This is a genomic window from Pseudomonas sp. VD-NE ins (assembly GCF_031882575.1).
Classification (GTDB): domain Bacteria; phylum Pseudomonadota; class Gammaproteobacteria; order Pseudomonadales; family Pseudomonadaceae; genus Aquipseudomonas; species Aquipseudomonas fluorescens_BZ.
The window spans coordinates 6,554,022-6,577,185 of record NZ_CP134772.1 but is presented as its reverse complement, the minus strand read 5'-3'; the positions used below and the strand labels follow the sequence as shown (position 1 = coordinate 6,577,185).

Annotated in this window: 19 protein-coding genes; 10 read left to right on the top strand and 9 right to left on the bottom strand. The window is 59.4% G+C overall.

The annotated features are described in order from the left end of the window. Positions 1-154: 154 nt before the first annotated feature. Together zigA and RMV17_RS29485 are read left to right on the top strand one after the other, a co-directional pair. Positions 155-1,360, top strand: coding sequence for a zinc metallochaperone GTPase ZigA (gene zigA, locus RMV17_RS29490; protein WP_311884476.1), 1,206 nt, complete (start codon positions 155-157; stop codon positions 1,358-1,360). Beyond that, positions 1,360-2,004: a DUF1826 domain-containing protein gene (locus RMV17_RS29485; protein WP_311884474.1), complete on the top strand. Its 645-nt coding sequence runs from the start codon at positions 1,360-1,362 to the stop codon at positions 2,002-2,004. The genes zigA and RMV17_RS29485 overlap by 1 nt, the downstream gene beginning before the upstream one ends. Positions 2,005-2,008: 4 nt before the next feature. On the opposite strand, the gene RMV17_RS29480 is transcribed toward RMV17_RS29485, so the two are convergent. Beyond that, the gene (locus RMV17_RS29480; protein WP_034152138.1) at positions 2,009-2,365 is read right to left on the bottom strand and encodes a hypothetical protein; all 357 of its coding nucleotides are present in this window, start codon (positions 2,363-2,365) and stop codon (positions 2,009-2,011) included. A 29-nt stretch (positions 2,366-2,394) separates the two neighbouring features. Between RMV17_RS29480 and RMV17_RS29475 the strand changes: the two genes are divergently transcribed. Next, on the top strand, positions 2,395-3,360 hold the full coding sequence (locus RMV17_RS29475; RefSeq protein WP_311884471.1) for a CobW-like GTP-binding protein: 966 nt from the start codon (positions 2,395-2,397) through the stop codon (positions 3,358-3,360). A 78-nt stretch (positions 3,361-3,438) separates the two neighbouring features. Here the strand turns inward: RMV17_RS29475 and RMV17_RS29470 are convergent, their stop codons facing one another. Beyond that, a complete protein-coding gene (locus tag RMV17_RS29470) occupies positions 3,439-3,852 on the bottom strand; it encodes a DUF3301 domain-containing protein (protein WP_034152296.1) in 414 nt (137 codons plus the stop codon). A gap of 117 nt (positions 3,853-3,969) precedes the next feature. Here RMV17_RS29470 and pdxY point away from each other — a divergent pair, with 117 nt between their 5' ends. Then, the gene (pdxY, locus tag RMV17_RS29465) at positions 3,970-4,842 is read left to right on the top strand and encodes a pyridoxal kinase PdxY (protein WP_007912061.1); all 873 of its coding nucleotides are present in this window, start codon (positions 3,970-3,972) and stop codon (positions 4,840-4,842) included. A 102-nt stretch (positions 4,843-4,944) separates the two neighbouring features. On the opposite strand, the gene RMV17_RS29460 is transcribed toward pdxY, so the two are convergent. Then, positions 4,945-5,427, bottom strand: coding sequence for an acyl-CoA thioesterase (locus RMV17_RS29460; RefSeq protein WP_003229693.1), 483 nt, complete (start codon positions 5,425-5,427; stop codon positions 4,945-4,947). Between the two features lie 279 nt (positions 5,428-5,706). Between RMV17_RS29460 and RMV17_RS29455 the strand changes: the two genes are divergently transcribed. Further along, positions 5,707-7,470, top strand: coding sequence for a cation:proton antiporter (locus RMV17_RS29455; protein WP_311884468.1), 1,764 nt, complete (start codon positions 5,707-5,709; stop codon positions 7,468-7,470). A gap of 21 nt (positions 7,471-7,491) precedes the next feature. On the opposite strand, the gene RMV17_RS29450 is transcribed toward RMV17_RS29455, so the two are convergent. The 4 genes from RMV17_RS29450 to uvrD form a co-directional block, all read right to left on the bottom strand. Further along, positions 7,492-7,899 carry an SMI1/KNR4 family protein gene (locus tag RMV17_RS29450; RefSeq protein ID WP_003187120.1) on the bottom strand — a complete coding sequence of 136 codons (408 nt, stop codon included), beginning with the start codon at positions 7,897-7,899 and terminating at the stop codon, positions 7,492-7,494. 138 nt (positions 7,900-8,037) lie between these two features. Next, positions 8,038-8,913, bottom strand: coding sequence for a Tim44 domain-containing protein (locus tag RMV17_RS29445; RefSeq protein ID WP_077575113.1), 876 nt, complete (start codon positions 8,911-8,913; stop codon positions 8,038-8,040). 176 nt (positions 8,914-9,089) lie between these two features. Then, a complete protein-coding gene (locus RMV17_RS29440; RefSeq protein ID WP_016984014.1) occupies positions 9,090-9,530 on the bottom strand; it encodes an EamA family transporter in 441 nt (146 codons plus the stop codon). 111 nt (positions 9,531-9,641) lie between these two features. Next, positions 9,642-11,825 (bottom strand): DNA helicase II, encoded by a 2,184-nt coding sequence (gene uvrD / locus RMV17_RS29435; protein ID WP_311884465.1) that lies wholly within the window; start codon positions 11,823-11,825, stop codon positions 9,642-9,644. Positions 11,826-12,082: 257 nt separating this feature from the next. Here uvrD and RMV17_RS29430 point away from each other — a divergent pair, with 257 nt between their 5' ends. The 3 genes from RMV17_RS29430 (at position 12,083) to RMV17_RS29420 (ending at position 16,312) form a co-directional block, all read left to right on the top strand. Continuing rightward, entirely contained in the window at positions 12,083-14,953 is a 2,871-nt protein-coding gene (locus RMV17_RS29430) for an EAL domain-containing protein (RefSeq protein WP_311884463.1), read from the top strand. Between the two features lie 127 nt (positions 14,954-15,080). Then, complete coding sequence (gene hexR / locus RMV17_RS29425) at positions 15,081-15,947, top strand: transcriptional regulator HexR (protein ID WP_007912071.1); 867 nt, start codon at positions 15,081-15,083, stop codon at positions 15,945-15,947. 161 nt (positions 15,948-16,108) lie between these two features. Next, positions 16,109-16,312, top strand: coding sequence for a PA3496 family putative envelope integrity protein (locus RMV17_RS29420; RefSeq protein WP_080761978.1), 204 nt, complete (start codon positions 16,109-16,111; stop codon positions 16,310-16,312). Here the strand turns inward: RMV17_RS29420 and RMV17_RS29415 are convergent. Continuing rightward, positions 16,254-17,216 (bottom strand): LysR family transcriptional regulator, encoded by a 963-nt coding sequence (locus tag RMV17_RS29415; RefSeq protein WP_034152129.1) that lies wholly within the window; start codon positions 17,214-17,216, stop codon positions 16,254-16,256. The genes RMV17_RS29420 and RMV17_RS29415 overlap by 59 nt on opposite strands. A 190-nt stretch (positions 17,217-17,406) precedes the next feature. Between RMV17_RS29415 and RMV17_RS29410 the strand changes: the two genes are divergently transcribed. Beyond that, positions 17,407-18,822 (top strand): acetyl-CoA carboxylase biotin carboxylase subunit, encoded by a 1,416-nt coding sequence (locus RMV17_RS29410; RefSeq protein WP_025112637.1) that lies wholly within the window; start codon positions 17,407-17,409, stop codon positions 18,820-18,822. 98 nt (positions 18,823-18,920) lie between these two features. Beyond that, positions 18,921-20,729, top strand: coding sequence for a sodium-extruding oxaloacetate decarboxylase subunit alpha (oadA, locus tag RMV17_RS29405; protein WP_034152128.1), 1,809 nt, complete (start codon positions 18,921-18,923; stop codon positions 20,727-20,729). Positions 20,730-20,912: 183 nt separating this feature from the next. Here oadA and RMV17_RS29400 read toward each other — a convergent pair whose 3' ends face one another. Next, positions 20,913-23,114 carry an autotransporter domain-containing protein gene (locus RMV17_RS29400; RefSeq protein WP_311884456.1) on the bottom strand — a complete coding sequence of 734 codons (2,202 nt, stop codon included), beginning with the start codon at positions 23,112-23,114 and terminating at the stop codon, positions 20,913-20,915. Positions 23,115-23,164 lie beyond the last annotated feature (50 nt).

The following is a 23,164-nucleotide window of genomic DNA, read 5'->3' as shown; positions in this document are numbered from 1 at the left end:
TCTTCTCGTTGTTATACTATAACATTAATTCGAATTAGACTTGGGCAGGCCAATTTCAAAGTGTTTGTTTTCTACGTGATTCACCATGGGAAGCGCGAACACGCCACGCGCAGCAAAAAGCGCCAATTGCCTGCCTTCTGAAGAGGATTATCCAATGTCAGCGGAGTTGCCCGTCACCGTACTTTCAGGATTTCTTGGCGCTGGAAAAAGTACACTTTTGAATTACGTACTACGTAATCGAGAGGGTTTGCGCGTAGCTGTTATCGTCAATGATATGAGCGAGATCAATATTGATGGCAGCGAAGTCCAGCGTGATGTCAGCCTGAATCGTGCAGAAGAAAAAATAGTCGAAATGAGTAACGGCTGTATCTGTTGTACGTTACGCGAAGACCTGCTGGAAGAGGTGAGCAAGCTGGCCCGTGAAGATCGCTTCGATTATCTGCTGATCGAATCCACCGGGATTTCCGAGCCATTGCCCGTGGCAGAGACGTTTACCTTCCGCGATGAACACGGCCAAAGCCTCTCCGACATCGCCCGGCTCGACACCATGGTCACTGTAGTCGACGGGGTAAATTTCCTGCTGGACTACCAAGCGGCGGAAAGCCTCGCCTCCCGTGGCGAGATCCTTGGCGAAGAAGACGAACGCTCCATCACCGATCTGTTGATCGAACAAATCGAGTTCGCCGACGTGTTATTGATCAGCAAGATCGACTTGATCAGCCAGCACGAGCGTGAGGAATTGATCGCCATCCTCCAGCGTCTCAATGCCCAAGCGGAAATCATCCCGATGGTGATGGGTGAGGTGCCGTTGGAAAAAATCCTCAATACCGGGCGTTTCGATTTCGAAAAAGCCGCGCAGGCGCCCGGTTGGCTTCAGGAGTTACGCGGTGAGCACGTGCCGGAAACCGACGAGTACGGTATCGCCTCCACAGCCTATCGCGCCCGTCGGCCCTTTCACCCGCAACGCTTCTTCAGCTTTATCGACCGTCCTTGGCTGAACGGTAAGTTGCTGCGCTCCAAAGGCTTCTTCTGGCTCGCGAGCAAACCCACTGACGCTGGTAGTTGGTCGCAGGCCGGTGGTTTGATGCGCCACGGTTTTGCCGGGCGCTGGTGGCGTTTCGTGCCAAAGGAGCAGTGGCCACAAGATCAGGAAAGCACCGCCGCCATCATGGAAAACTGGACGCCGAGCGTAGGAGACTGCCGCCAGGAACTGGTGTTTATTGGTCAGAACATCGATTTCCTGCAGCTCTCAGCCGAGTTGGATGCCTGCCTGCTCACCGATGAAGAAATGGCGCTCGGTGTCAAAGGCTGGCGATTGTTGCCAGACCCGTTCGGCCCTTGGCACGAGGAGGCTGCCTGATGCTCGCGCTAAAGCTGCTGCAGAACCGTACGCGCCATCAGCATCAAGGTCCGACACCGAAGGCGTTGACGCGAATCCTCGAAGACGACACCAACCTCGCCGTCTGGCAACGCCAACTGCCGTTGCACATCAGCGATTTCGCCCACCTGCTGCTGTCGCTCAATGAACCCTTGGCGGACTCGTTGTGCCTCGAGTTGCCGGATGAGGACGCCGAGCCAGATCTCACCGGTGTGGCTTCAGGCTTCCGTGATCTGGAAGGCTACGAGGGCTTTATCGCCGACCTGAAATGGCTGGTCAGCGCGTTCGTCTGCTTACTGGGAGCAAAGCGGGTAGGTGTGCGCCTGCGGGTGCTCGATAAAGCCATGTGTCCACGCTTCCATGTCGATCACGTCCCGGTGCGCCTGATCACGACTTATGCGGGCGTTGGCAGCCAATGGCTCAAGGAAGGTGCGATGGATCGCAGTCAACTGGGGCAGGCCAACGCCGAGCCCCACGTGCAAATCCAGCAACTCGACAGCGGCGACGTGGCGCTGTTGAAAGGCGAGAAATGGCATGGCAATGAAGGCTTCGGCCTGATTCACCGCTCGCCGCAACCTGCCGCCGACCAGCGCCGTTTGATCCTGACTCTCGACTGGCTTGGCTAATGCCTCAACGCTGGAGCCACGAACCCTGACTCTGGCCTTCGCAGTACGGCTTCAGATACGCGGCATCCGTGGCGACGCCGTAATAGTGGATATCCTGGCGATAAGGCATATTGGCGACTTGCGCGTTGCTGCACACGCCAAACGCACCGCTCGGGCATTGATCGACGTATTGCACCTCGACTTTTTGCCCGGCCAGCGTTGGCTGACAGAAGCCGTCGTTGAACAGTTTTTCAGGAATATTGCGGTTCTGCTGACAGACTTTGACGTCGAGCCGCTCACCTTGACTGTGCACCACGCAGGCCTGAGCCCACGCTTCGCTCGACAGCAGCGTCAACAGCAACGACCATCCCATCCAACGCATCTTTGAATCTCCCAAGAAAGCTTCCGGCCATGTTGCAGAACATTCCTACCCATGTCATTGCTGGCCCTTTGGGCGCCGGCAAGACCAGCCTGATCCGCCAGCTCATGGCCCAGCGGCCGGAAGGTGAGCGTTGGGCGGTGCTGATCAACGAGTTCGGTCAGGTCGGTCTCGATGCCGCACTGCTGACGAGTGACGCCGATGGTATCGCACTGGGCGAAGTGGCCGGCGGCTGCCTGTGTTGCGTCAATGGCGCGCCTTTTCAGATTGGTCTTGGGCGGTTGTTGCGCAAGGCGAAGCCGGATCGATTGTTCATCGAACCCTCCGGGCTGGGGCATCCGGCGCAGCTGATTGAACAGTTACATGAGGCGCCGTGGCGGGGTGTGCTGGCGGTGCAACCGTGTGTGCTGGTGCTGGATGCTCAGGCGCTTGAAGCGGGGAAAACCTTGCCGGCAGCGCAACAGGAAGCCTTGGAAACCGCTGGTCTGCTGTTGTTGAACAAGGCTGAAAACCTTGATGACAGGGCCAGGGAAAAAATTGCCAGCCAGTTGCCGGCAGTGCCGTTGGTCTGGACTCGAGAGGCGCGATTGAGCCTGAGCGAACTGCCGGGTCTGACCGCAAAAGCAGTCAACGGTGTGGATAACCTGGCCGTACCCAAGGGATCAGGACAAATGCCGGCCGTCTGGACTGATCCGACGCTGCCGATTTGCCTGAGTCAGGCGCAGGAGGGGGGCTGGAGTATTGGTTGGCGCTGGCATCCGGGGCAGACGTTCGACAAGCGGCGCATGGCTGACTGGCTAGCCAGCCTCAATTGGCAGCGGGCGAAACTGGTTATCCATAGCTCGGAGGGCTGGGTGTCCGCGAACGCTTTGAATAATGCCGAACTGATCTGGCAAGCCAGCGAATGGCGAAAAGATTCGCGAATCGAGCTGATCTTCGTCGATCCGCAAAACATTGAAAAGCTGCAGCAGGGTTTGTCGGGGTGTCGGGACAGTTAGATCAAAAGATCGCAGCCTTCGGCAGCTCCTACATGCGGTTCCCTGTAGGAGCTGCCGAAGGCTGCGATCTTTTGATCTTTAAGGCTTCCACTTCGTATGTTCCTGCCGCCACTGGCTCAACTCGATCACTTCCGCCCGGGGCTTGTGCACTTCAACCACCGGTGGCGTGTCGTCGTACGGTGCCGGGTAGGGCGCCAGTTCGATTTGCGCGCTGTGTGCGCCAAACTGGGTAATGGTGCCGTTATGCCGGGTTTCGCCGGTCACGGTGAATTCGAAGTTGTACACCCGCGCCAGTCGTCGGCGACCGTTGGCGTCCTTGATGAAACCGATCTTCTTTAATGCAACGTTGCCGTCGAGTAGCTCGACCCGCACGTTCAGGCAATGCTGCTTGACCCGCTCCAGCGCGCGTTCGCGCAAGCCGTGGTTGTGCCACAGCCAGGCGCCAGCAGCGGCAAACAGTATCAGCACGAAGATGTTTTCCAGGGTCAGCATCAACATCGAACTCCAAAAGATAGCGTCAGCTTAACTGCGTCGCCGGTCTGTCGTACAGGCTGCGTTTCGTCGCATACTGCGCGGCTTGAATTTCAATCGTTTTACGGAATGACCCGAATGAAACGTACGCCTCATCTGCTCGCCATTCAGTCCCACGTGGTGTTCGGCCACGCCGGCAACAGCGCCGCGGTTTTTCCGATGCAGCGGGTCGGGGTCAATGTCTGGCCGCTCAATACGGTGCAGTTTTCCAACCACACCCAGTACGGCCAGTGGGCCGGCGAAGTGCTGGCGCCGCAGCAGATTCCCGAGCTGGTCGAAGGCATCGCGGCCATTGGCGAGCTGGGCAACTGCGACGCAGTACTGTCCGGTTACCTCGGCAGCGCGGCGCAGGGCCGGGCGATTCTTAGCGGTGTCGAGCGCATCAAATCGGTCAATCCGAAGGCGCTGTATCTGTGTGATCCGGTGATGGGCCATCCAGAGAAGGGCTGCAGTGTGCCGACCGAGGTCAGCGACTTCCTGCTGGAAGAGGCGGCGGCCGTGGCGGACATCATGTGTCCGAACCAGTTGGAGCTGGACAGCTTCTCCGGGCGCAAGCCGCAGTCGCTGTTCGATTGCCTGGCGATGGCGCGGGCGCTGCTGGCGCGTGGGCCGAAAGCGGTGCTGGTCAAGCATCTGGATTATCCGGGCAAACCGGCCGATGGCTTTGAAATGCTACTGGTAACGGCCGAAGGCAGCTGGCATCTGCGCCGCCCGCTGCTGGCGTTTCCGCGTCAGCCGGTGGGCGTTGGCGATCTGACGTCCGGCCTGTTCCTGGCGCGGGTACTGTTGGGCGACAGTCTGGTGGCGGCGTTCGAATTCACGGCGGCGGCGGTGCATGAAGTGCTGCTGGAGACTCAGGCGTGCGCCAGTTATGAGTTGCAGCTGGTGCGGGCGCAGGATCGGATTGCACATCCGCGGGTGAAGTTTGAGGCGACGGCGATCAGTTTGTAATCGCGTTATCGTTCAAAAAAGATCGCAGCCTGCGGCAGCTCCGACAGGGGAATGCAAAACCCTGTAGGAGCTGCCGAAGGCTGCGATCTTTTGCTTTTGATCTCAGGCGTCGCCCTTGATCTCCTGATAGCGCTTCTCCAGCTCCTGACGAATCTGCCGACGCTGCTGCGCCTGCATATAACGACGCTTGTCTTCACTGTTCTGCGGTTGCAGTGGCGGCACGGCGGCCGGCTTGCGCTGGTCATCCACCGCGACCATGGTGAAGAAGCAGCTGTTGGTGTGGCGCACCGAGCGCTCGCGGATGTTCTCGGTCACCACTTTGATGCCGACTTCCATCGAGGTATTGCCGGTGTAGTTGACCGAGGCGAGGAAGGTCACCAGTTCGCCGACATGAATCGGCTCGCGGAAAATCACCTGATCCACCGACAGGGTCACCACGTAGCGGCCGGCATAACGGCTCGCGCAGGCGTAGGCCACTTCGTCGAGGTATTTGAGCAGGGTGCCGCCGTGGACATTGCCAGAGAAGTTGGCCATGTCGGGGGTCATCAGTACCGTCATCGACAGCTGGGCGTTTCCGGGTTCCATAACGTTCTCACGGATCAAGGCTGGTTTCTGGAGGCACCTCTGCGGGTGCCTGGTCGCTTTTCTAAAGCACCGTTATCGGGACGCCGGGCGAGGGGCCGCCGTCACGCCGGGATCGATCTGTTTCCATATATTGCACCGCCTTCCAGCCGCAAGTCGCGGTGTTAACCTGCAAAAGCCTCTTCCAAGGGCAATTCCCACACGAAAAGCGGATTTTTACTTCGCTCTCCCAGACCTTTCTGACGTCTGCCGGCGAGCCTCGTCATTCAAGGAGCCCACGCCATGCATGCCATCAGTTTTATTCAGGATCTGGCAGTGATCATGTTGGTCGCAGGTGTGGTGACCGTGTTGTTTCATCGCCTCAAACAACCGGTGGTGCTCGGCTACATCGTCGCCGGCTTCATCATCGGCCCGCACACCCCGCCGTTCGGCCTGATCCACGACGAAGAAACCATCAAGACCCTCGCCGAGCTTGGGGTGATTTTCCTGATGTTCTGTCTCGGGCTGGAGTTCAGCCTGCGCAAGTTGTTCAAGGTCGGTGCCACGGCGTTTATTGCGGCGTTCCTCGAGATCGTCCTGATGATCTGGATCGGCTACGAAATCGGCCGCTGGTTCGACTGGAACACCATGGACTCGCTGTTCCTCGGCGCGATTCTGGCGATCTCCTCGACCACCATCATCGTCAAGGCGCTCAACGATCTGAAGATGAAAAACGAGCGCTTTGCGCAGTTGATCTTCGGCGTGTTGATCGTTGAAGACATTCTCGGCATTGGCATCATCGCGCTACTGTCGAGCATCGCAGTGAGCGGCACCGTCAGCTCCGGTGAAGTGTTTTCCACGGTCGGCAAGCTGTCGCTGTTCATGATCGTCGCGCTGGTCATCGGTATTTTGCTGGTGCCGCGTCTGCTGGCCTATGTGGCCAAATTCGAAAGCAACGAGATGCTGCTGATCACCGTGCTCGGCCTGTGTTTCGGCTTCTGCCTGCTGGTGGTCAAACTCGAATACAGCATGGTGCTCGGCGCCTTCCTGATCGGCGCGATCATGGCCGAGTCGCGCCAGTTGCTGAAAATCGAGCGGTTGATCGAGCCGGTCCGCGACCTGTTCAGTGCGATCTTCTTTGTCGCTATTGGCCTGATGCTCGACCCGATGATTCTGCTCGAATATGCGTGGCCGATTGCGGTGATCACCGTAGCCGTTGTGCTCGGCAAGATGTTGTCCTGCGGCCTTGGGGCGTTTATCGCCGGCAATGACGGACGCACCTCACTGCGCGTGGGGATGGGGCTGTCACAGATTGGCGAATTTTCCTTCATTATCGCCGCGCTCGGCATGACCTTGCAGGTCACCAGCAACTTCCTTTATCCGGTCGCTGTGGCCGTGTCGGTGATTACGACGCTGCTGACGCCTTATCTGATTCGCGCGGCCGATCCGCTGTCGATCAAGCTGTCTGGCGCTGTGCCCAAGCCTCTGGGGCGTGTGTTGGGCATGTATGGTGAATGGCTGCGCAGTATCCAGCCGCAAGGCGAGGGCGCGATGCTGGCGTCGATCATCCGCAAGATCCTGCTACAGGTCGGGGTCAATCTGGCGTTGGTGATTGCGATCTTCTTTAGCGGGGCATTTTTCGCTGCGCGCCTCTCGGCTTGGCTACAGGACTGGATCAGCGATCCGAGCTGGCAGAAGGCGTTGATCTGGGGCGGGGCGCTGCTGGTGTCGTTGCCGTTTTTGATCGCCGCTTATCGCAAGCTCAAGGCGTTGTCGATGCTGCTGGCGGAGATGGGCGTGAAGCCGGAGATGGCCGGGCGTCACACGCAGCGAGTGCGTCGAGTGATCTCCGAAGTGATCCCGATTCTCTCGCTGCTGGTGATTTTCCTGCTGTTGGCAGCCTTGTCGGCCAGTATTCTGCCGACCAACAAGTTGCTGGTGCTGATCGCCGTGGTTGCAGCCGCCGTGGCGGCGCTGCTCTGGCGCTGGTTCATCCGCGTGCACACGCGGATGCAGGTGGCGCTGCTGGAAACCCTCGACAACCACAAGGAGTCGTCGGGACATTGACCTGCCGGGGCGGCTGGCCGATCAGCTTTCCAGCCAGACGTCCCGTGCCCAGTGCCACACCGATTCCCAGGTTTCCTCGGCAATCAACTCTTCTTCGGCCTGCCACAGCACCACCGTGCCATCCTCTTCGACACAGTAGTAGTCGTCGCCGTCCTGACAGATTGGAATCAGGCTGCGATCAACACCGGCATCCCAGGCGTTGGCGGCAACATCCGGCAAGTAGGTGTGGGATTGTGGGTCGGTAACAGTCACCGGTTCGAGGCTGCCGTACACCACATCGCTGACGGTCAGCAAAAATTCTCTGAAGACAAACGGGATGTCGATGAACAGCTGTTCTTCGATTTCGACCAGCAGATCTTCGTCAGGCAATTCCAAAGGAACCGGCACGGGTTCGTTGGCTTCACGCAGTTGTTCGATGATTTCTTCCACGTCCGGGATCCTCTTGCTTGAATGGCGCGGTTTATATGGGCCGGTTTATACAGTAGCTCGCTATAGATGCAACCGCGAAATAGAAAACCCCAGCCGAGGCTGGGGTTTTTTATCACGGCAGGTGACGCCCGGAAGGTATCAGCCGTTCTGGCGGATACCGGCAACCAGCCAAGGCTGGTTCTCGCCCTGCGGACGTTCCATGTTCCAGCTTTCGCTGAACACTTCGCCCTGATCGAAGCGCGAGGACTTCGACACACCGCTGAAGGTCAGGGTGGCGATGGTCTTGTCGGCACGATCATCCACGCCATCCAGTTGCACCTGGAGGTTGTCGATGTAGGTCGACTGGAACGCGTCGCCCAGATCCGCACGCTCACGCTTGAGGAACTCGAGCATTTGCGGGGTCACGAACTCGGCGATCTTGTCCATTTCGTTGGCATCCCAGTGCTGCTGCAGCGACTGGAAGTGGCTGCGTGCAGCTTCAAGGAAGTTCTGCTCGTTGAACCAGGCCGGTGCGTTGATCACCGGACGGGCGGCAGCAGGTGCAGCCGAACCACCGAAGATCGAGCCCATGGCGGCAGGCTTTTGCTCGAACACTTCACGCTGCATCGGCGCGCCGGCCGGAGCGAACTGCTCTTGCTGCTTGCGGCGACGCGCGGCGATGAAGCGGAAGATCACGAACGCGATCACGGCCATGATCAGGATGTCGAAGATCTGCATGCCCTGGAAGCCGCCGCCCATGAACATGGACGCCAGCAGGCCACCGGCGGCGATACCGGCCAGAGGGCCGAGCCATTTCGAAGCACCGCCGGCCTTGGCGGCAGCGCCTGCGGCACCGGCAGCACCTGCGGTCGCAGCCGCGCCGCCGACACCTGGAGAAGAAGGAGCCATCTGGCTGGTCTGGTGCGTCGGCGCAGCGCCGGCGCTTTTGCCACCACCAAAGCGCTTGGCGTTGGCGTCGAGGCTCATCGTCAGGCCGATGCACAACGCCATGGCGATGCTAAGAAAACGTTTCATAAAAGGAATTCCCGTTTGTGGAGACACGCGCGCCATGTTGCACAGCTGAAGTGTTACTGGCTAGCGAGAGAGTGTTTCGGGCTTTTGCCTGACAGGTTACGTTCAGCTCGGTCGGGGCAATAAGGCCATGTACTTTTGGCTGTAGGAAATCGAGACAGGTTCAGTGTGAAATCGCCTTAGCGACGAAACGCCAGCATTACCACACCGGCTGTAATCAAGCCGATGCCGCCCCATTGGCGCAGGTCGAGTTTCTCGCCCAGCAGGATCACGCCAAGCACCGCCACCAGTACCACGCTGAGTTTGTCCACTGGCGCAACCAGTGAAGCCGGACCGACTTTCAGTGCACGGAAGTAGCACAGCCACGACGCACCGGTACCCAGTCCGGACAACAGCAGGAACAGATAGCTCTTGGCAGAGATCGATCCCAAAGACTGATATTGGCCCGTCGCGTACAAAATCAAGGCCAGGCTGACGAGTACCACGATGGTGCGCAGTAGGGTGGCGAAGTCGGAATTGACGTTTTCGATACCGACTTTGGCGAAGATCGCCGTCAATGCGGCGAAAGTGGCCGAGAGCAGGGCCCAGAATGTCCAGGAAGAAAAGAAACCTGAGCCCATTTGCACTGCCCTGTTCCGGGTGGGTTTAGATCAAAAGATCGCAGCCTGCGGCAGCTCCTACAGATACACAATCCCCTGTAGGCGCTGCCGAAGGCTGCGATCTTTTCGCTTTTAGATAGCTTCCAGCTTGGCGTAACCGAGCATCAGCCACTTGCTGCCTTCGCTGAAGTTCACCTGCACCCGCGCCTGCGCACCGGCACCTTCGAAGTTGAGGATCACGCCGTCACCAAAGATCGAATGGCGTACCGCCTGACCGAGGCTGAAACCCGTTTCCGGAATTTCGCTGCCGCTGAACAGGTTGCTGCCGCTCATCGACTGATTGCCGCCGAACGGTCGGCTGACGCTGTTCGACAAGCGCACTTCCTGAATCAGACCCTTCGGCACTTCGCGTACGAAGCGCGAGACCTTGTTGTAGGTCTCGCTGCCGTACAGGCGTCGGGTTTCAGCATAGGTCATCACCAGATTCTGCATCGCCCGGGTGATGCCGACATAGGCCAGACGCCGTTCTTCTTCAAGACGACCCGGCTCTTCCAGACTCATCTTGTGCGGGAACAGGCCTTCTTCCATGCCCACCAGGAACACGTAAGGGAATTCCAGACCTTTGGCGCTGTGCAGGGTCATCAACTGAATGCTGTCTTCGTGCTCGTCAGCCTGAGTGTCCCCGGCTTCCAGCGAAGCATGGCCGAGGAATGCCGCCAGTGGCGTCAGCTCTTCGTCTTCTTCGGTGTTCTCGAAGTTGCGCGCGGCGCTGACCAGTTCCTCAAGGTTTTCTACCCGGGCCTGGCCTTTCTCGCCTTTTTCCGCTTCGTGATAAGCGATCAGTCCGGACTGCTCGATGACGGTTTGCGTCATCAAGTGCAGCGGCATTTCCATGCACTTGGCGGCGAGATTCTCGATCAGCTCGATAAACGCACCCAGCGCACCGGCAGCGCGACCGGTCAGGCCTTTGTTGGCGACCAGTTGGCGCATCGCTTCCCACATCGACACATCGCTGTGGCGCGCGTGATCGCGGATCGCTTCGACTGTTTTTTCGCCGATGCCACGGGCCGGCACGTTGATCACCCGTTCCAGCGCCGCATCGTTGCCGCGACCTTCGAGCAAACGCAGATACGCCATGGCGTTCTTGATTTCCGCACGCTCGAAGAAGCGCTGGCCGCCGTAGATGCGATACGGAATGCGCTCGCGCAGCAAGGCTTCTTCCAGAACGCGCGATTGGGCGTTGGAGCGGTACAGAATCGCGATATCGCTGCGAGCCAAGCCGGTTTTCAGCGCACTTTCGATGGTTTCGACAACGTAGCGTGCTTCGTCGTGTTCGTTGAACGCGGCGTACAGATTGATCGCTTCGCCATCGCCGCCATCGGTCCACAGTTCTTTGCCGAGGCGCCCGGTATTGTTGGCAATCAGGGCGTTGGCCGCCTTGAGGATGCCGGCGGTGGAGCGGTAATTCTGCTCCAGACGAATGGTCACCGAATCGGCGAAGTCGGACGAGTACTGATGAATGTTTTCGATTTTCGCGCCGCGCCAGCCGTAAATCGACTGGTCGTCGTCGCCGACCACCATCAGGCTATCGCCACCCTTGCCGAGCAGGCGCAACCAAGCGTACTGCACGGCGTTGGTATCCTGGAACTCGTCCACCAGAATATGGCGGAAGCGCTTCTGGTAATGCGCCAACAGGCCCGGGTGATCGCGCCACAAGTCGAGGGCACGCAAGAGCAATTCGGAGAAATCGATGACGCCGGCACGCTGGCACGCCGCCTCGTATGCTTCGTAGATGCCGCGCATGGTCGCCAGATACAGATCGCCGCTGGCTTGAATATGTTGCGGACGCAGGCCTTCGTCTTTCTGGCCGTTGATGAACCACTGTGCCTGACGGGCCGGCCAGCGTTGCTCGTCGAGGCCCAGCTCGCGGATCACCCGCTTGACCAGCCGTTGCTGGTCGTCGCTGTCGAGAATCTGGAAAGTCTGGCTCAGTCCGGCTTCCTGCCAGTGCGCCCGCAGCAAGCGGTGCGCCAGGCCGTGGAAGGTGCCGACCCACATGCCGGCCGGGTTGATACCCAGCAACTGCTCGATGCGATGACGCATCTCCGCAGCGGCTTTGTTGGTGAAGGTCACCGACAGGATGGAGTGGGGCGAGGTGTTTTCGACCTGGATCAACCAGGCGATACGGTGCACCAGCACTCGGGTTTTACCGGAGCCAGCACCGGCCAGGACCAACTGACGGCCAACGGGGGCTGCTACGGCCTGGCGTTGGGCATCGTTGAGGGAGTTCAGCAGAAGGGAGAGATCATCGCGCATCGGGGCATTCTAGGGTGCGCCGCAGGCCCGGGCAAACCGAGCTTTGCATTAGCCGATGAAAGTGCTGTGAATGACGACCGGTCGGTCATTGCCTACAGGCATCGGCCCGCCGCGCTCCAAGGGTTTGGCCGGTGGCAAAGGACGGAAAAGTTTCGCTGAAATTATGATCTGGAGCAGTTTGGCAACGGGATCGGCTTGTGTATGCTCCGTCCACGTTTCGGGCGCAAGCCCTCCTTATAAGAACAAGAACGTTGCCCATGACCCTCAGCTCCGAACTGTCGGGCCCCTCTGTGGAACCCCGGGTTATCCGCAAGCACTATGCCGTCGAGATGGCGGTCGAGCGCACGCGTCTGCTGTATCAGGGCTCGTTGCTGCCCACGCTGTTCATGTTGATCAATGGTCTGGTCTGCGCCGCTTTGCTCTGGAGCCCGCAGCGCTACTTCGTGGTCAGCGTCTGGTTGGTGTGGCTGCTGTCGCTGGTGGCGTTGCGGGTGATTCAGGTCGCAGCGTTCGACTCGGCAATCCCTGATCGTCAGGCGCAGCCGATTTGGCGGCGGATGTTTCTGCTTGGCTCGACCATGACCGGTCTGACCCTGGCCGGTGCCGGCATTGCCCTGGTGCCCGCGGACAACTTCATGCAACAGGCTTGGGTGTTCGGCCTGATTGGCGCCGCGACTCTGTCGGCGAGCGTCGCCTACGCAGTGAGCCTGCCGGCGTTTCTGTCGTTTACCTTGCCCTGCCTGTTGCCGGCGATCGGTTATCTGTTCTGGGGCGGCGACGAGCAGGCGCGCGGTTGGGGCTGGCTCGGCCTGATCCTGCTTGGTTCGCTGAGCGTGGTGGCGTGGCAGGTCAATCGGCTGATTGATCGCGGTTTACTGCGGCGCTTCCAGAATCAGCACTTGATCGAACACCTGCAACAGACGCAAATGCGCAGCGAGCAGCTCAATCAGGAGCTGGCCAGGGAAATCGACCAGCGTCGCTGTGCCGAGGGCAAGTTGCGTGAAGCCCAGGTCGAACTCGAAGACCGCGTGGCACAGCGCAGCCTTGAACTGGACGCGGCCAATCAGGCCCTTCGCAAAAGCGAAGCGCGGCTGGCGCTGGCGCTGAAGGCCAGCGAGTTGGGGCTGTGGGACTGGAACCTGCAAACCGACGAAGTCCACCACACGCAGATTCAGGAGCTGTTCGGCCTCGCTCCGGAATACGTCACGGCGCTGTTGCGCGACCTCAAGCCACGTCTGCATCCAGACGATGTGCCGACGCTGAAATACGCGTTGATCGAGCACTTGAAGGGGCGCACCGAGGACTACCAGATCGAATACCGCGTGCGTCACAGCGATGGCCATTGGGTCTGGATTGAAGACCGTGGCCGCGCAGTAGAACGCAGCGACAGCGGGCGAGTCATCCGCATGGTCGGCACCCGCCGCGACATCAGCGCCAGCAAAAGCCTCGAGGAGCAGCAGCGTCTGGCGGCGACGGTGTTTGAAGCGGCCAGTGAAGGCATCGTGATTCTCGATCCGAACTACGCGCTGATCGCAATCAATCAAGCGTTCAGCCGGGTCACTGGTTACGACATCGAGGACATGCTCGGGCGCAACGTCGTCGAGCTGCCATGCAGCCGCGATGCCCGCCGCCATTACGTGGCGATCCGTCATGCACTGGAGCAGCACGGCAGTTGGCAGGGCGAACTGGTGGAGACGCGCAAGAACGGCGAGCTTTACCCGCAATGGCTGCAACTGAATGCAGTGCGTGATGGTCGGGGAAATGTCAGCCATATCGTCGGCTTCTTCGCCGATCTGTCGGCGCGACGCGAATCCGAAGAGCGCATGCGTTATCTGACTCATTACGATGAACTGACCGGTTTGGCCAACCGCTCACTGTTCCGCGAGCGCTTGCACGAAGCGCATCAGCGTTCGCGTCAGGGTCGACGCAGTCTGGCGCTGCTGCACATCAATCTGGATCGCTTCAAATTGCTCAACGACAGCCTCGGCCATGAGATTGCCGACCAATTACTGCAGAAAATGGCGCGCCGCTTGGTCAACGCTTTGCCGGAAGCCGACACCATCGCCCGATTGTCCGGCGACGAGTTCGCCGTACTGTTCGACGCCTATGGCAACCTGTCGAGTCTGGCTCGGGTCGCCACGCGCCTGTCGAGCAAATTGCGCCTGCCACTGACGGTCGAGGGGCACGAGTTGGTGGTCAGCGCCTCGATGGGCATCAGCATGCTGCCGGACAATGCCCGAGAGATTTCTGCGCTGGTCAGCCAGTCGAACATGGCCATGCAGCACGCCAAGCACTTGGGCGGTAACAATTTCCAGTTTTACACCGACAGCCTCCAGGCCAGCACCCTTGAGCGCTTGCAGCTGGAAAATCAGTTGCGCAAAGCCATCGAGGAAAAGCAGCTGAAGGTGTTTTATCAGCCGAAGCTGTGCCTGCAAACCGGACGGCTGAATGCGGCGGAAGCGCTGGTGCGCTGGGATCACCCGACCATGGGCCGGGTGCCGCCGGGGGATTTCATTGGGCTTGCCGAGGAAACCGGCCTGATCGGGCCGATTGGCGAATTCGTCCTGCGTCAGGCTTGCTGGCAGGCCTGCGAATGGCAACGTCAGGGGCTGGAGCCGATCCGTGTTTCGGTAAACCTGTCGGTACATCAATTGCGCCAGGGCAAGCTGGTCAGTCTGGTGCGCCAGGTGCTGGAGGAAACCGGTCTGGCGCCGCACTACCTCGAGCTGGAACTGACCGAAAGCCAGTTGCTCGACAGCGTCGAACACATCATCGCGACCTTCCAGCAATTGCGTGATCTGGGGGTGAAACTGGCGATCGATGATTTTGGCACCGGCTATTCGTCGTTGAGTTACCTCAAGCGCATTCCGGTCGACTACGTGAAGATCGATCAGGCATTCATTCGCGGGTTGGGCGAAGGGAGCGAGGATGCGGCGATCACTCGCGCGATCATTGCCATGGCCCATGGGCTGTCACTGAAAGTGGTCGCCGAAGGTGTCGAGCGCCAGGAGCAGCTGGAATTTTTACGCGCCGAGCGTTGCGATGAAGTGCAGGGTTATCTGATCAGCCGGCCTGTGGAGGCTGCCAGTCTGGCCGGGCTTTTGCGCGAACAGGACAAACCGTTTTAAGGGCTACATGCACGGCATCGTGCCTGATACAGGGACATGGAGTTACGCATTGAGCAGGCAAAAAGCCAATTCATGTAGTATAACTACAAGCGTGCTACATCCTTGCCCATAAGAAGAGTCCAGCCCCTTGAATCTGCTGCAACACATCGCCCAGTCACGTCACCTGTTACGCAAGTCGGAGCTCAAGGTCGCCGACCACGTGCTGCTTGACCCTGCGGCGGTGATGCACAGTTCCATGGCCGACCTGGCCCACAGCGTCGGCATCAGCGAGCCGACCATCGTGCGCTTCTGTCGCGCCATCGGTTGTTCCGGTTTTCAGGATCTCAAGCTCAAACTGGCGCAAAGTCTGGCCGCCGGTGCCAGCTTCGGCCAGTTCGCGATCCACGAAGACGACTCGGTTGCCGATTACAGCCTGAAGATTTTCGACACCACGTTGCACACCTTGATGGAGGTTCGCGAGAAGCTCGATCCGGTTGAGTTGCAGCGCGCGGTGACGCTGATGTCGCAGGCGCAGCGCGTCGAGTTCTACGGCTTCGGCGCTTCAGGTGCAGTGGCGGCGGATGCCCAGCACAAGTTCTTCCGTTTGCTGCTGACTGCAGCGGCGTATTCCGATCCGCACATGCAGGCGATGTCGGCGGTGACGTTGAAGCCGACTGATGTGGCGATCTGCATTTCTCAGTCCGGGCGTTCCAAGGATCTGCTGATCACTGCCAATCTGGTGCGTGAGAGTGGCGCTTCGCTGATTACCCTGTGCCCGAGCCAGACGCCGCTGGCTGAGTTGTCGACCGTCAATCTGGCGATCGATGTACATGAAGACACGGAAATTTATACGCCGCTGACTTCGCGTATCGCTCACCTGGTGGTGATCGACGTGTTGGCGATGGGCGTGGCCATGGCGCGCGGGCCGAGCCTGGTCAATCACCTCAAGAGCGTGAAGCGCAGTCTGCGCAGCCTGCGCTTGTCGCCAAAAGCCGCCAAAGCGCTGGATGATTAAGATCAAAAGATCGCAGCCTTCGGCAGCTCCTACATGTGGAATGCGATCCCTGTAGGAGCTGCCGAAGGCTGCGATCTTTTGCTTTACGACGGTTACTTTCATCAAACCGTCATCCCTCCCGCCTATCGTGAAACTCCCGTCATCGCCTTGGGAGACTCGAAATGGCTCAGCCCTACGAAGAACGCAACAGCGCCGCGAAAACCCGTCGTCAGCAGGAAGACCAGCGCCGCATGGAGTTTCGCCGCGCTATCGAAGATCGTTTCGAACTTCGTCAGCTTCAAGCCGAAATCGGCGACTTTCCCGACATCACTCACTGGCAGGCAGCGCCCGCAGCTTCCCGTCGAAACGCTCAACCAGCGCGCTGATCTGCACGCGCTCGCTGCGGATAAACGCCAGGAAGGCGTGCGCCACTGGTGACAGCCGTTTGGCCTTGGCTTGCACCAGGCACCAGCTTCGGAAAAGCGGCAATTCCTCGACCGGCAACTCGACGAGCCCACCGGTCGCAAGCTCCAGGTTCAGGGCGTGGCGCGTCAACAGCGCCAGGCCCAGACCCGCCTGCACACATTCACGCTGAGCTTCGGCTGAGGCCACTTCCTGGGTCTGGGTGAAGTGCACGCGCTTCTCCTTGAAATATTCTTCGCAGGCCAGTCGTGTACCCGAGCCGGGTTCGCGGATCAGCAGCGTGTAGGGTTCCAGATCCTGCAAGCGCAGCGGGCCCATGTGTGCCAGCGGGTGATCCGGACGCGCCACGGCAACAATCGGGTTGTTGAGAAACGGCAAAAATTCCAGGCCCATGTCCTGCGGCACCATCGACATGATCACCAGATCGTCGCGGTTGTCGGACAGCCTGCGAATCACCTGGCCACGGTTGACCACGGTCAGTTGCAGATTCACTTCCGGGTGCTGGCGCTTGAACGCGGCGAACAGGTGCGGGACGAAGTATTTGGCGCTGGATTCCACCGCCAGTTTCAGCTGACCTTGCAGCGAGCCCTGCATGTCCGACAGCTGCATATCGAGGTTTTCCAGGCGTCCGAAGATGTCTCGACTGGCGCGCTGAAGTGCTTCGGCGGCTTCGGTCATGTAGAGTTTTTTGCCGACATAATCGAATAATGGCTGGCCGATCAGCTCTTCGAGCTGACGAATCTGCAGGCTGACGGCCGGTTGTGTGAGGGACATTTCCTCGGCTGCGCGGCTGTACGAGCGTAAATCACACACTTCGTTGAAGATCTGCAATTGACGCAATGTCATACGCATCAAGGACTTACGCATTTTTTACAGGCTCTGACGGCTGGCGGATGCTTCAACTATAAGTCTTTACTTATGCCTGACCCAATTTTTATTCATTTTTGTTAATCCCTCATGAGCGCTAGTGTGGACCTGCGACTAAATTGAAACATTTGGTCACGCGTCGACCTGGGTCTAGCAGGTCGTGGTGCCACCGGCTCAAGGGAACCTCCAAGTGATAACAAAGATCCTGATCGCCAACCGTGGTGAGATTGCCGTACGAATCGTGCGAGCCTGCGCCGAAATGGGCATCCGCTCGGTTGCGATTTTTTCCGACGCCGACCGCCATGCGCTGCATGTGAAGCGTGCGGACGAGGCCCACAGCATCGGTGCCGAGCCACTGGCCGGTTACCTGAACCCGCGCAAGCTGGTGAACCTGGCGGTTGAAACCGGCTGCGATGCACTGCACCCCGGTTACGGTTTCCTCTCGGAAAACGCCGAGCTGGCTGATATCTGCGCCGAGCGCGGGATCAAGTTCATCGGCCCGTCGGCGGAAGTCATTCGCCGTATGGGCGACAAGACCGAAGCGCGCCGCAGCATGATCAAGGCCGGCGTACCGGTGACGCCGGGCACCGAAGGCAACGTTGCTGACATCGAAGAGGCCTTGGCCGAGGGCGACCGCATCGGCTACCCGGTGATGCTCAAAGCCACTTCCGGTGGTGGCGGTCGCGGCATCCGTCGCTGCAACAGCCGCGAAGAGCTGGAACAGAATTTCCCCCGGGTGATTTCCGAGGCAACCAAGGCTTTCGGTTCGGCCGAAGTGTTCCTGGAAAAATGCATCGTCAACCCGAAACACATCGAAGCGCAGATCCTCGGCGACAGCTTCGGCAACGTCGTGCACCTGTTCGAGCGTGACTGCTCGATCCAGCGTCGCAACCAGAAGCTCATCGAAATCGCCCCGAGCCCGCAACTGACCCCGGAACAGCGTGCCTACATCGGCGATCTGTCGGTGCGTGCGGCCAAGGCTGTCGGTTACGAGAACGCCGGTACTGTGGAGTTCCTGCTCGCCGAGGGCGAGGTGTACTTCATGGAGATGAACACCCGGGTGCAGGTGGAACACACCATCACCGAAGAGATCACCGGGATCGACATCGTCCGCGAACAGATTCGCATTGCTTCCGGCCTGCCGCTTTCGGTGAAACAGGAAGACATTCAGCACCGTGGTTTCGCGTTGCAGTTCCGCATCAACGCCGAAGACCCGAAAAACAACTTCCTGCCGAGCTTTGGCAAGATCACCCGTTACTACGCCCCCGGCGGCCCGGGTGTGCGCACCGATACAGCGATCTACACCGGCTACACCATTCCGCCGTTCTACGACTCGATGTGCCTGAAACTGGTGGTCTGGGCACTGACCTGGGAAGAGGCGATGGACCGTGGCCTGCGTGCGCTGGACGACATGCGCCTGCAAGGCGTGAAGACCACCGCCGCGTACTACCAGGAAATCCTGCGCAACCCGGAATTCCGTAGCGGCCAATTCAATACCAGCTTCGTTGAAAGCCACCCTGAACTGACCAACTACTCGATCAAGCGCAAACCCGAAGAGCTGGCCCTGGCCATCGCCGCCGCCATCGCCGCCCACGCAGGCCTTTAAATGCAGCTGCGAGCTGTCAGCTACAAGCTTCAAGCAAGAGCGACTGGGCTTTTTCTTGCAGCTCGTAGCTTGAAGCTTGCCGCTATGAGGAGATACCAATGACTAAGAAGATCTTCGTTACCGATACCATCCTGCGCGACGCTCACCAATCGCTGCTCGCCACCCGCATGCGCACCGAAGACATGCTGCCGATCTGCGACAAGCTCGACAAAGTCGGCTACTGGTCGCTGGAATGCTGGGGCGGCGCGACCTTCGATGCCTGCGTCCGCTTCCTGAAGGAAGATCCATGGGAGCGTCTGCGCCAACTGCGCGCGGCGCTGCCTAACACCCGCCTGCAAATGCTCCTGCGCGGGCAGAACCTGCTCGGCTACCGCCACTACAGCGACGACGTGGTCAAAGCCTTCGTCGCCAAGGCTGCGGTGAATGGAATCGACGTGTTCCGCATCTTCGACGCAATGAACGACGTGCGTAACCTGCGCGTGGCCATCGAGGCGGTGAAAGCGGCCGGCAAACACGCGCAAGGCACCATCGCTTACACCACCAGCCCGGTGCACACCATCGACGCGTTTGTGGCACAAGCCAAGCAGATGGAAGCCATGGGTTGCGACTCGGTGGCGATCAAGGACATGGCCGGTCTGCTGACCCCGTACGCTACCGGTGAACTGGTTCGCGCGTTGAAAGCCGAACAGTCGCTGCCGGTGTTCATTCATTCCCACGACACCGCCGGTCTGGCGACCATGTGCCAGCTCAAGGCAATCGAAAACGGTGCCGATCACATCGACACTGCGATCTCCAGCTTCGCGTCGGGCACCAGCCACCCGGGCACCGAGTCGATGGTCGCGGCGCTCAAGGGCACTGAGTTCGACACCGGTCTGAACCTCGAACTGCTGCAAGAGATTGGTCTGTACTTCTACGCCGTGCGCAAGAAGTACCACCAGTTCGAAAGCGAATTCACTGCGGTCGACACCCGTGTGCAAGTCAACCAGGTGCCGGGCGGGATGATCTCCAACCTCGCCAACCAGTTGAAAGAGCAGGGCGCCCTCAACCGTATGGCCGAAGTGCTCGCGGAAATCCCGCGTGTACGTGAAGACCTCGGCTTCCCGCCGCTGGTGACCCCGACTTCGCAAATCGTCGGCACCCAGGCGTTCTTCAACGTGCTGGCCGGCGAGCGCTACAAAACCATCACCAACGAAGTGAAGCTCTACCTGCAGGGCGGCTACGGCAAGGCGCCTGGCGTGGTCAACGAAAAACTGCGTCGTCAGGCGATCGGCAGCGAAGAAGTCATCGACGTACGTCCGGCCGATTTGCTCAAGCCGGAAATGACCAAGCTGCGCGCTGACATCGGTGCACTGGCCAAGTCGGAAGAAGACGTGCTGACCTTCGCCATGTTCCCGGACATCGGCCGCAAGTTTCTCGAAGAGCGCGCCGCCGGCACCCTGACGCCGGAAGTGCTGCTGCCGATTCCTGAAGCGGGCGGTGTGACAAAAGCGGGTGGCGAAGGCGTGCCGACCGAGTTCGTCATCGACGTGCACGGCGAAACCTACCGCGTCGACATCACTGGTGTCGGCGTCAAGTCTGAAGGCAAGCGTCACTTCTACCTGTCCATCGACGGCATGCCGGAAGAAGTGGTGTTCGAACCGCTCAACGAATTCGTCGGCGGTGGCAGCAGCAAACGCAAGCAAGCCTCGGCACCGGGCCACGTCAGCACCACCATGCCCGGCAACATCGTCGATGTGCTGGTCAAGGAGGGCGACACCGTCAAGGCCGGCCAGGCTGTGTTGATCACCGAAGCGATGAAGATGGAAACCGAAGTCCAGGCAGCGATTGCCGGCAAGGTCACCGCGATTCATGTGGCCAAGGGCGATCGGGTCAATCCGGGTGAAATTCTGATCGAGATCGAAGGCTGAGATAACCGCCGCGATCCAATGCTTTAAACCTCGGGGGGGCATGTGCTCCCCTTTTTTTTTCCTGAATTTTTCATCTGTAGGAGCTGCCGAAGGCTGCGATCTTTTGATGTTGTTTTGGGTTAATAAAAACAAAGATCAAAAGATCGCAGCCTTCGGCAGCTCCTACAGAAAGTGTTGTGTCAGTCAGAACGCCATGCGCCATTGGCCCATTACGCCGTGGGTGCGGCTGTCAGTGGCCATTTCACCGGTGAGACCAACGCCGACGGTGTGATTGGCAGACAGCCCGAGATCAATGCCTGCATCCAAGGCCAGGCTGTTGCGATCCAGCGCTGCACCGGCAATTTCAAAGCGTTTGCCACCCTTGACCAGTTGTTGGCGGGTGTCGTTTTCAATCTCGCCAAAGGTGTGTTTCCAGCCGGCACTGAAGCGCGGCGTCAACGTCATGCCGTTATCCAGTCGATTGATTTTTGCCGTGCGCAGGCCGAAGGTGCTGCTGAGGTTATCGCGGGTTTGCCCGAAGACTTTCAGCGCCGCATCCCCACCTTTTTCGCTATAGCTGTCGCGCTGGTAGCGCTGATAGCCGAGGCTGGCGAACGGTTCGAGCGTCGCGTTGTGCCGGCCAACATTGACCGCCAGTTCGGCAAAGGCTTGCTGGGTGTTGGCGTCGTAATTGCCCTTGAGGCGATCGCTGAAGCCGTTGAAGGCCACGCGACGTTTGCTGTCGCCGTCATGACTGGCATAGGTTGCCCCGAGCCGCAGTGAGAACGGTCCGTCCTGACGCACGGCGTAGGCGCCGAGGTGCCAGCTGTCGAGGTCGCCATCATATTGCCGGGCATCGAGTCTGGTCTGCGATTTTCCGCCAACCAGGCCGACATGCCATTGCTCATCGAGCCGCCAGTCGGCGCCCATGACCAGACCTTGGGTCGCGTGTTTCAGGGTGCTGTCGAACTCGCGGTCAACCTTGCCGCCATGGCCGAGCGCCTGAATCCACACCCGCCCGGAATCGGCAGCACCAGCGGCCTGACGTGGCGAGTTCCCAGAGCTATAGGCAGAGCCGTAACGGCTATTCAGCTGCTGCATGGCCGAAAGCATGCTCGCGCTCACCGGAGTGACGCTGCTCAGGGTGGCTTTGGCGAGATTGGCATTGCTGCCGGCGGCGAGTTGTTCGAGGGCGACCGGTGCGGTGGTTTTGTCGCTGGTCAGAAGCGCGGCGACTGCTGCGTTTGCGGGTTTTATTGGCGCAGGTGCGGGCTGTTCGGCGGACTCGTTAACTTGCGCGGTAAGGGGTTCGTCCGGCATTGGCGATGGGACAGACTCTGCAATGGGAGTCGGCGCTGAAGTCGGAACAGGAACAGGAACAGGAACAGGAACAGAAATTGGAGCTGGAGCTGGTGCAGACGCCGTCAATGGCGTTGGCGTCGCGGATGGCGTAGGTACTGTTGGATCGATAATGCTTTCGGCAACAACACGACCGTTGTCTGTCGTGGCAGCGCTCGAAAGCGACTCACCGTTACGGGCGTAAGTCAGCCCGACGGACTTTTTGTTGTATTGCGGAGTGGCGGTCATGAAGGCGAGGTTGTTAAGGACCTTAGCGAATTCACCTTCTACCTTGCCGGCTTCTATGATTTTGTACTGGCGACTTTGCGGATACTCCCCTGGAACGGCAACGACATTCAGGGTTGCACCATCCAGTCTGGCAGTGCCATCAACCTTGATCGTTTGACTGCCACCGGGGCTGACCTCATAAGCCAGTTCGGCGGTCGGGGACAAGCGCAAGTCGCCTTTCACGCGCGGGCTGCCTAGCACCTCATTGACGGTGAGCAGGCCGGCGACCTGCAGGCTTCCCACCACACCTTTACCGGCAAAGCTGCCACCGCTCTCGACATACACGTCGCCCTTAATGCTCCCCAGGTTGGTCAACGCGGTACCGCTGCTGACCAGCACGCCCTCCTTGAAGTCTCCCTTGGAACTCAGCGCCCAATCGCCCCGGCTGACGAACAGGCCGTTGAAATTACGTGTGTCTTTCAGGTCGCCGCCTCCCGCTGCATTCAGGAACAGCACGTTATCCCCCTCGCCACCATCCAGCAGGCCCGTAAAGCTTGCGCCGTCCGTGAGCGTGATCAAATCGTTTACAGCGGTACCTTTAAAAGTTTTTTCAGGGGTTTCAAAAGCGATGGGCACCGTACTTGGGGCAGTGAGAAATGCCCTGAGTCGTTCAAGCGCCATTTCGTTAGGGCTGGTTTCGGACTGTTTCGTAGCATTCGCTATTGCGGTTGAATCAGCGACTTCAGAGGGTTGCTGAGCATTGGCAAGCTCTACACAAGCCAGCGCCAGCGAAATGGCCAAAGCCAAGTGTTTTGGTTTGAAAGTGTGTTGAAGGGGCATCAGGTAAGGCCTTTTCTGAAAGGAGACCCAACTCTATTGATGCCCCAAAA

Bases quoted from the DNA above. Each gene is read 5' to 3' on its own strand.
- RMV17_RS29440 (WP_016984014.1), bottom strand. From the start codon at position 9,530: ATGGGCTCAGGTTTCTTTTCTTCCTGGACATTCTGGGCCCTGCTCTCG.
- RMV17_RS29485 (WP_311884474.1), top strand. From the start codon at position 1,360: ATGCTCGCGCTAAAGCTGCTGCAGAACCGTACGCGCCATCAGCATCAA.
- pdxY (WP_007912061.1), top strand. From the start codon at position 3,970: ATGAAACGTACGCCTCATCTGCTCGCCATTCAGTCCCACGTGGTGTTC.
- oadA (WP_034152128.1), top strand. From the start codon at position 18,921: ATGACTAAGAAGATCTTCGTTACCGATACCATCCTGCGCGACGCTCAC.
- RMV17_RS29400 (WP_311884456.1), bottom strand. From the start codon at position 23,114: ATGCCCCTTCAACACACTTTCAAACCAAAACACTTGGCTTTGGCCATT.
- uvrD (WP_311884465.1), bottom strand. From the start codon at position 11,825: ATGCGCGATGATCTCTCCCTTCTGCTGAACTCCCTCAACGATGCCCAA.
- RMV17_RS29415 (WP_034152129.1), bottom strand. From the start codon at position 17,216: ATGCGTAAGTCCTTGATGCGTATGACATTGCGTCAATTGCAGATCTTC.
- RMV17_RS29480 (WP_034152138.1), bottom strand. From the start codon at position 2,365: ATGCGTTGGATGGGATGGTCGTTGCTGTTGACGCTGCTGTCGAGCGAA.
- zigA (WP_311884476.1), top strand. From the start codon at position 155: ATGTCAGCGGAGTTGCCCGTCACCGTACTTTCAGGATTTCTTGGCGCT.
- RMV17_RS29430 (WP_311884463.1), top strand. From the start codon at position 12,083: ATGACCCTCAGCTCCGAACTGTCGGGCCCCTCTGTGGAACCCCGGGTT.
- RMV17_RS29420 (WP_080761978.1), top strand. From the start codon at position 16,109: ATGGCTCAGCCCTACGAAGAACGCAACAGCGCCGCGAAAACCCGTCGT.
- RMV17_RS29475 (WP_311884471.1), top strand. From the start codon at position 2,395: ATGTTGCAGAACATTCCTACCCATGTCATTGCTGGCCCTTTGGGCGCC.
- RMV17_RS29460 (WP_003229693.1), bottom strand. From the start codon at position 5,427: ATGGAACCCGGAAACGCCCAGCTGTCGATGACGGTACTGATGACCCCC.
- RMV17_RS29445 (WP_077575113.1), bottom strand. From the start codon at position 8,913: ATGAAACGTTTTCTTAGCATCGCCATGGCGTTGTGCATCGGCCTGACG.
- RMV17_RS29470 (WP_034152296.1), bottom strand. From the start codon at position 3,852: ATGCTGACCCTGGAAAACATCTTCGTGCTGATACTGTTTGCCGCTGCT.
- RMV17_RS29455 (WP_311884468.1), top strand. From the start codon at position 5,707: ATGCATGCCATCAGTTTTATTCAGGATCTGGCAGTGATCATGTTGGTC.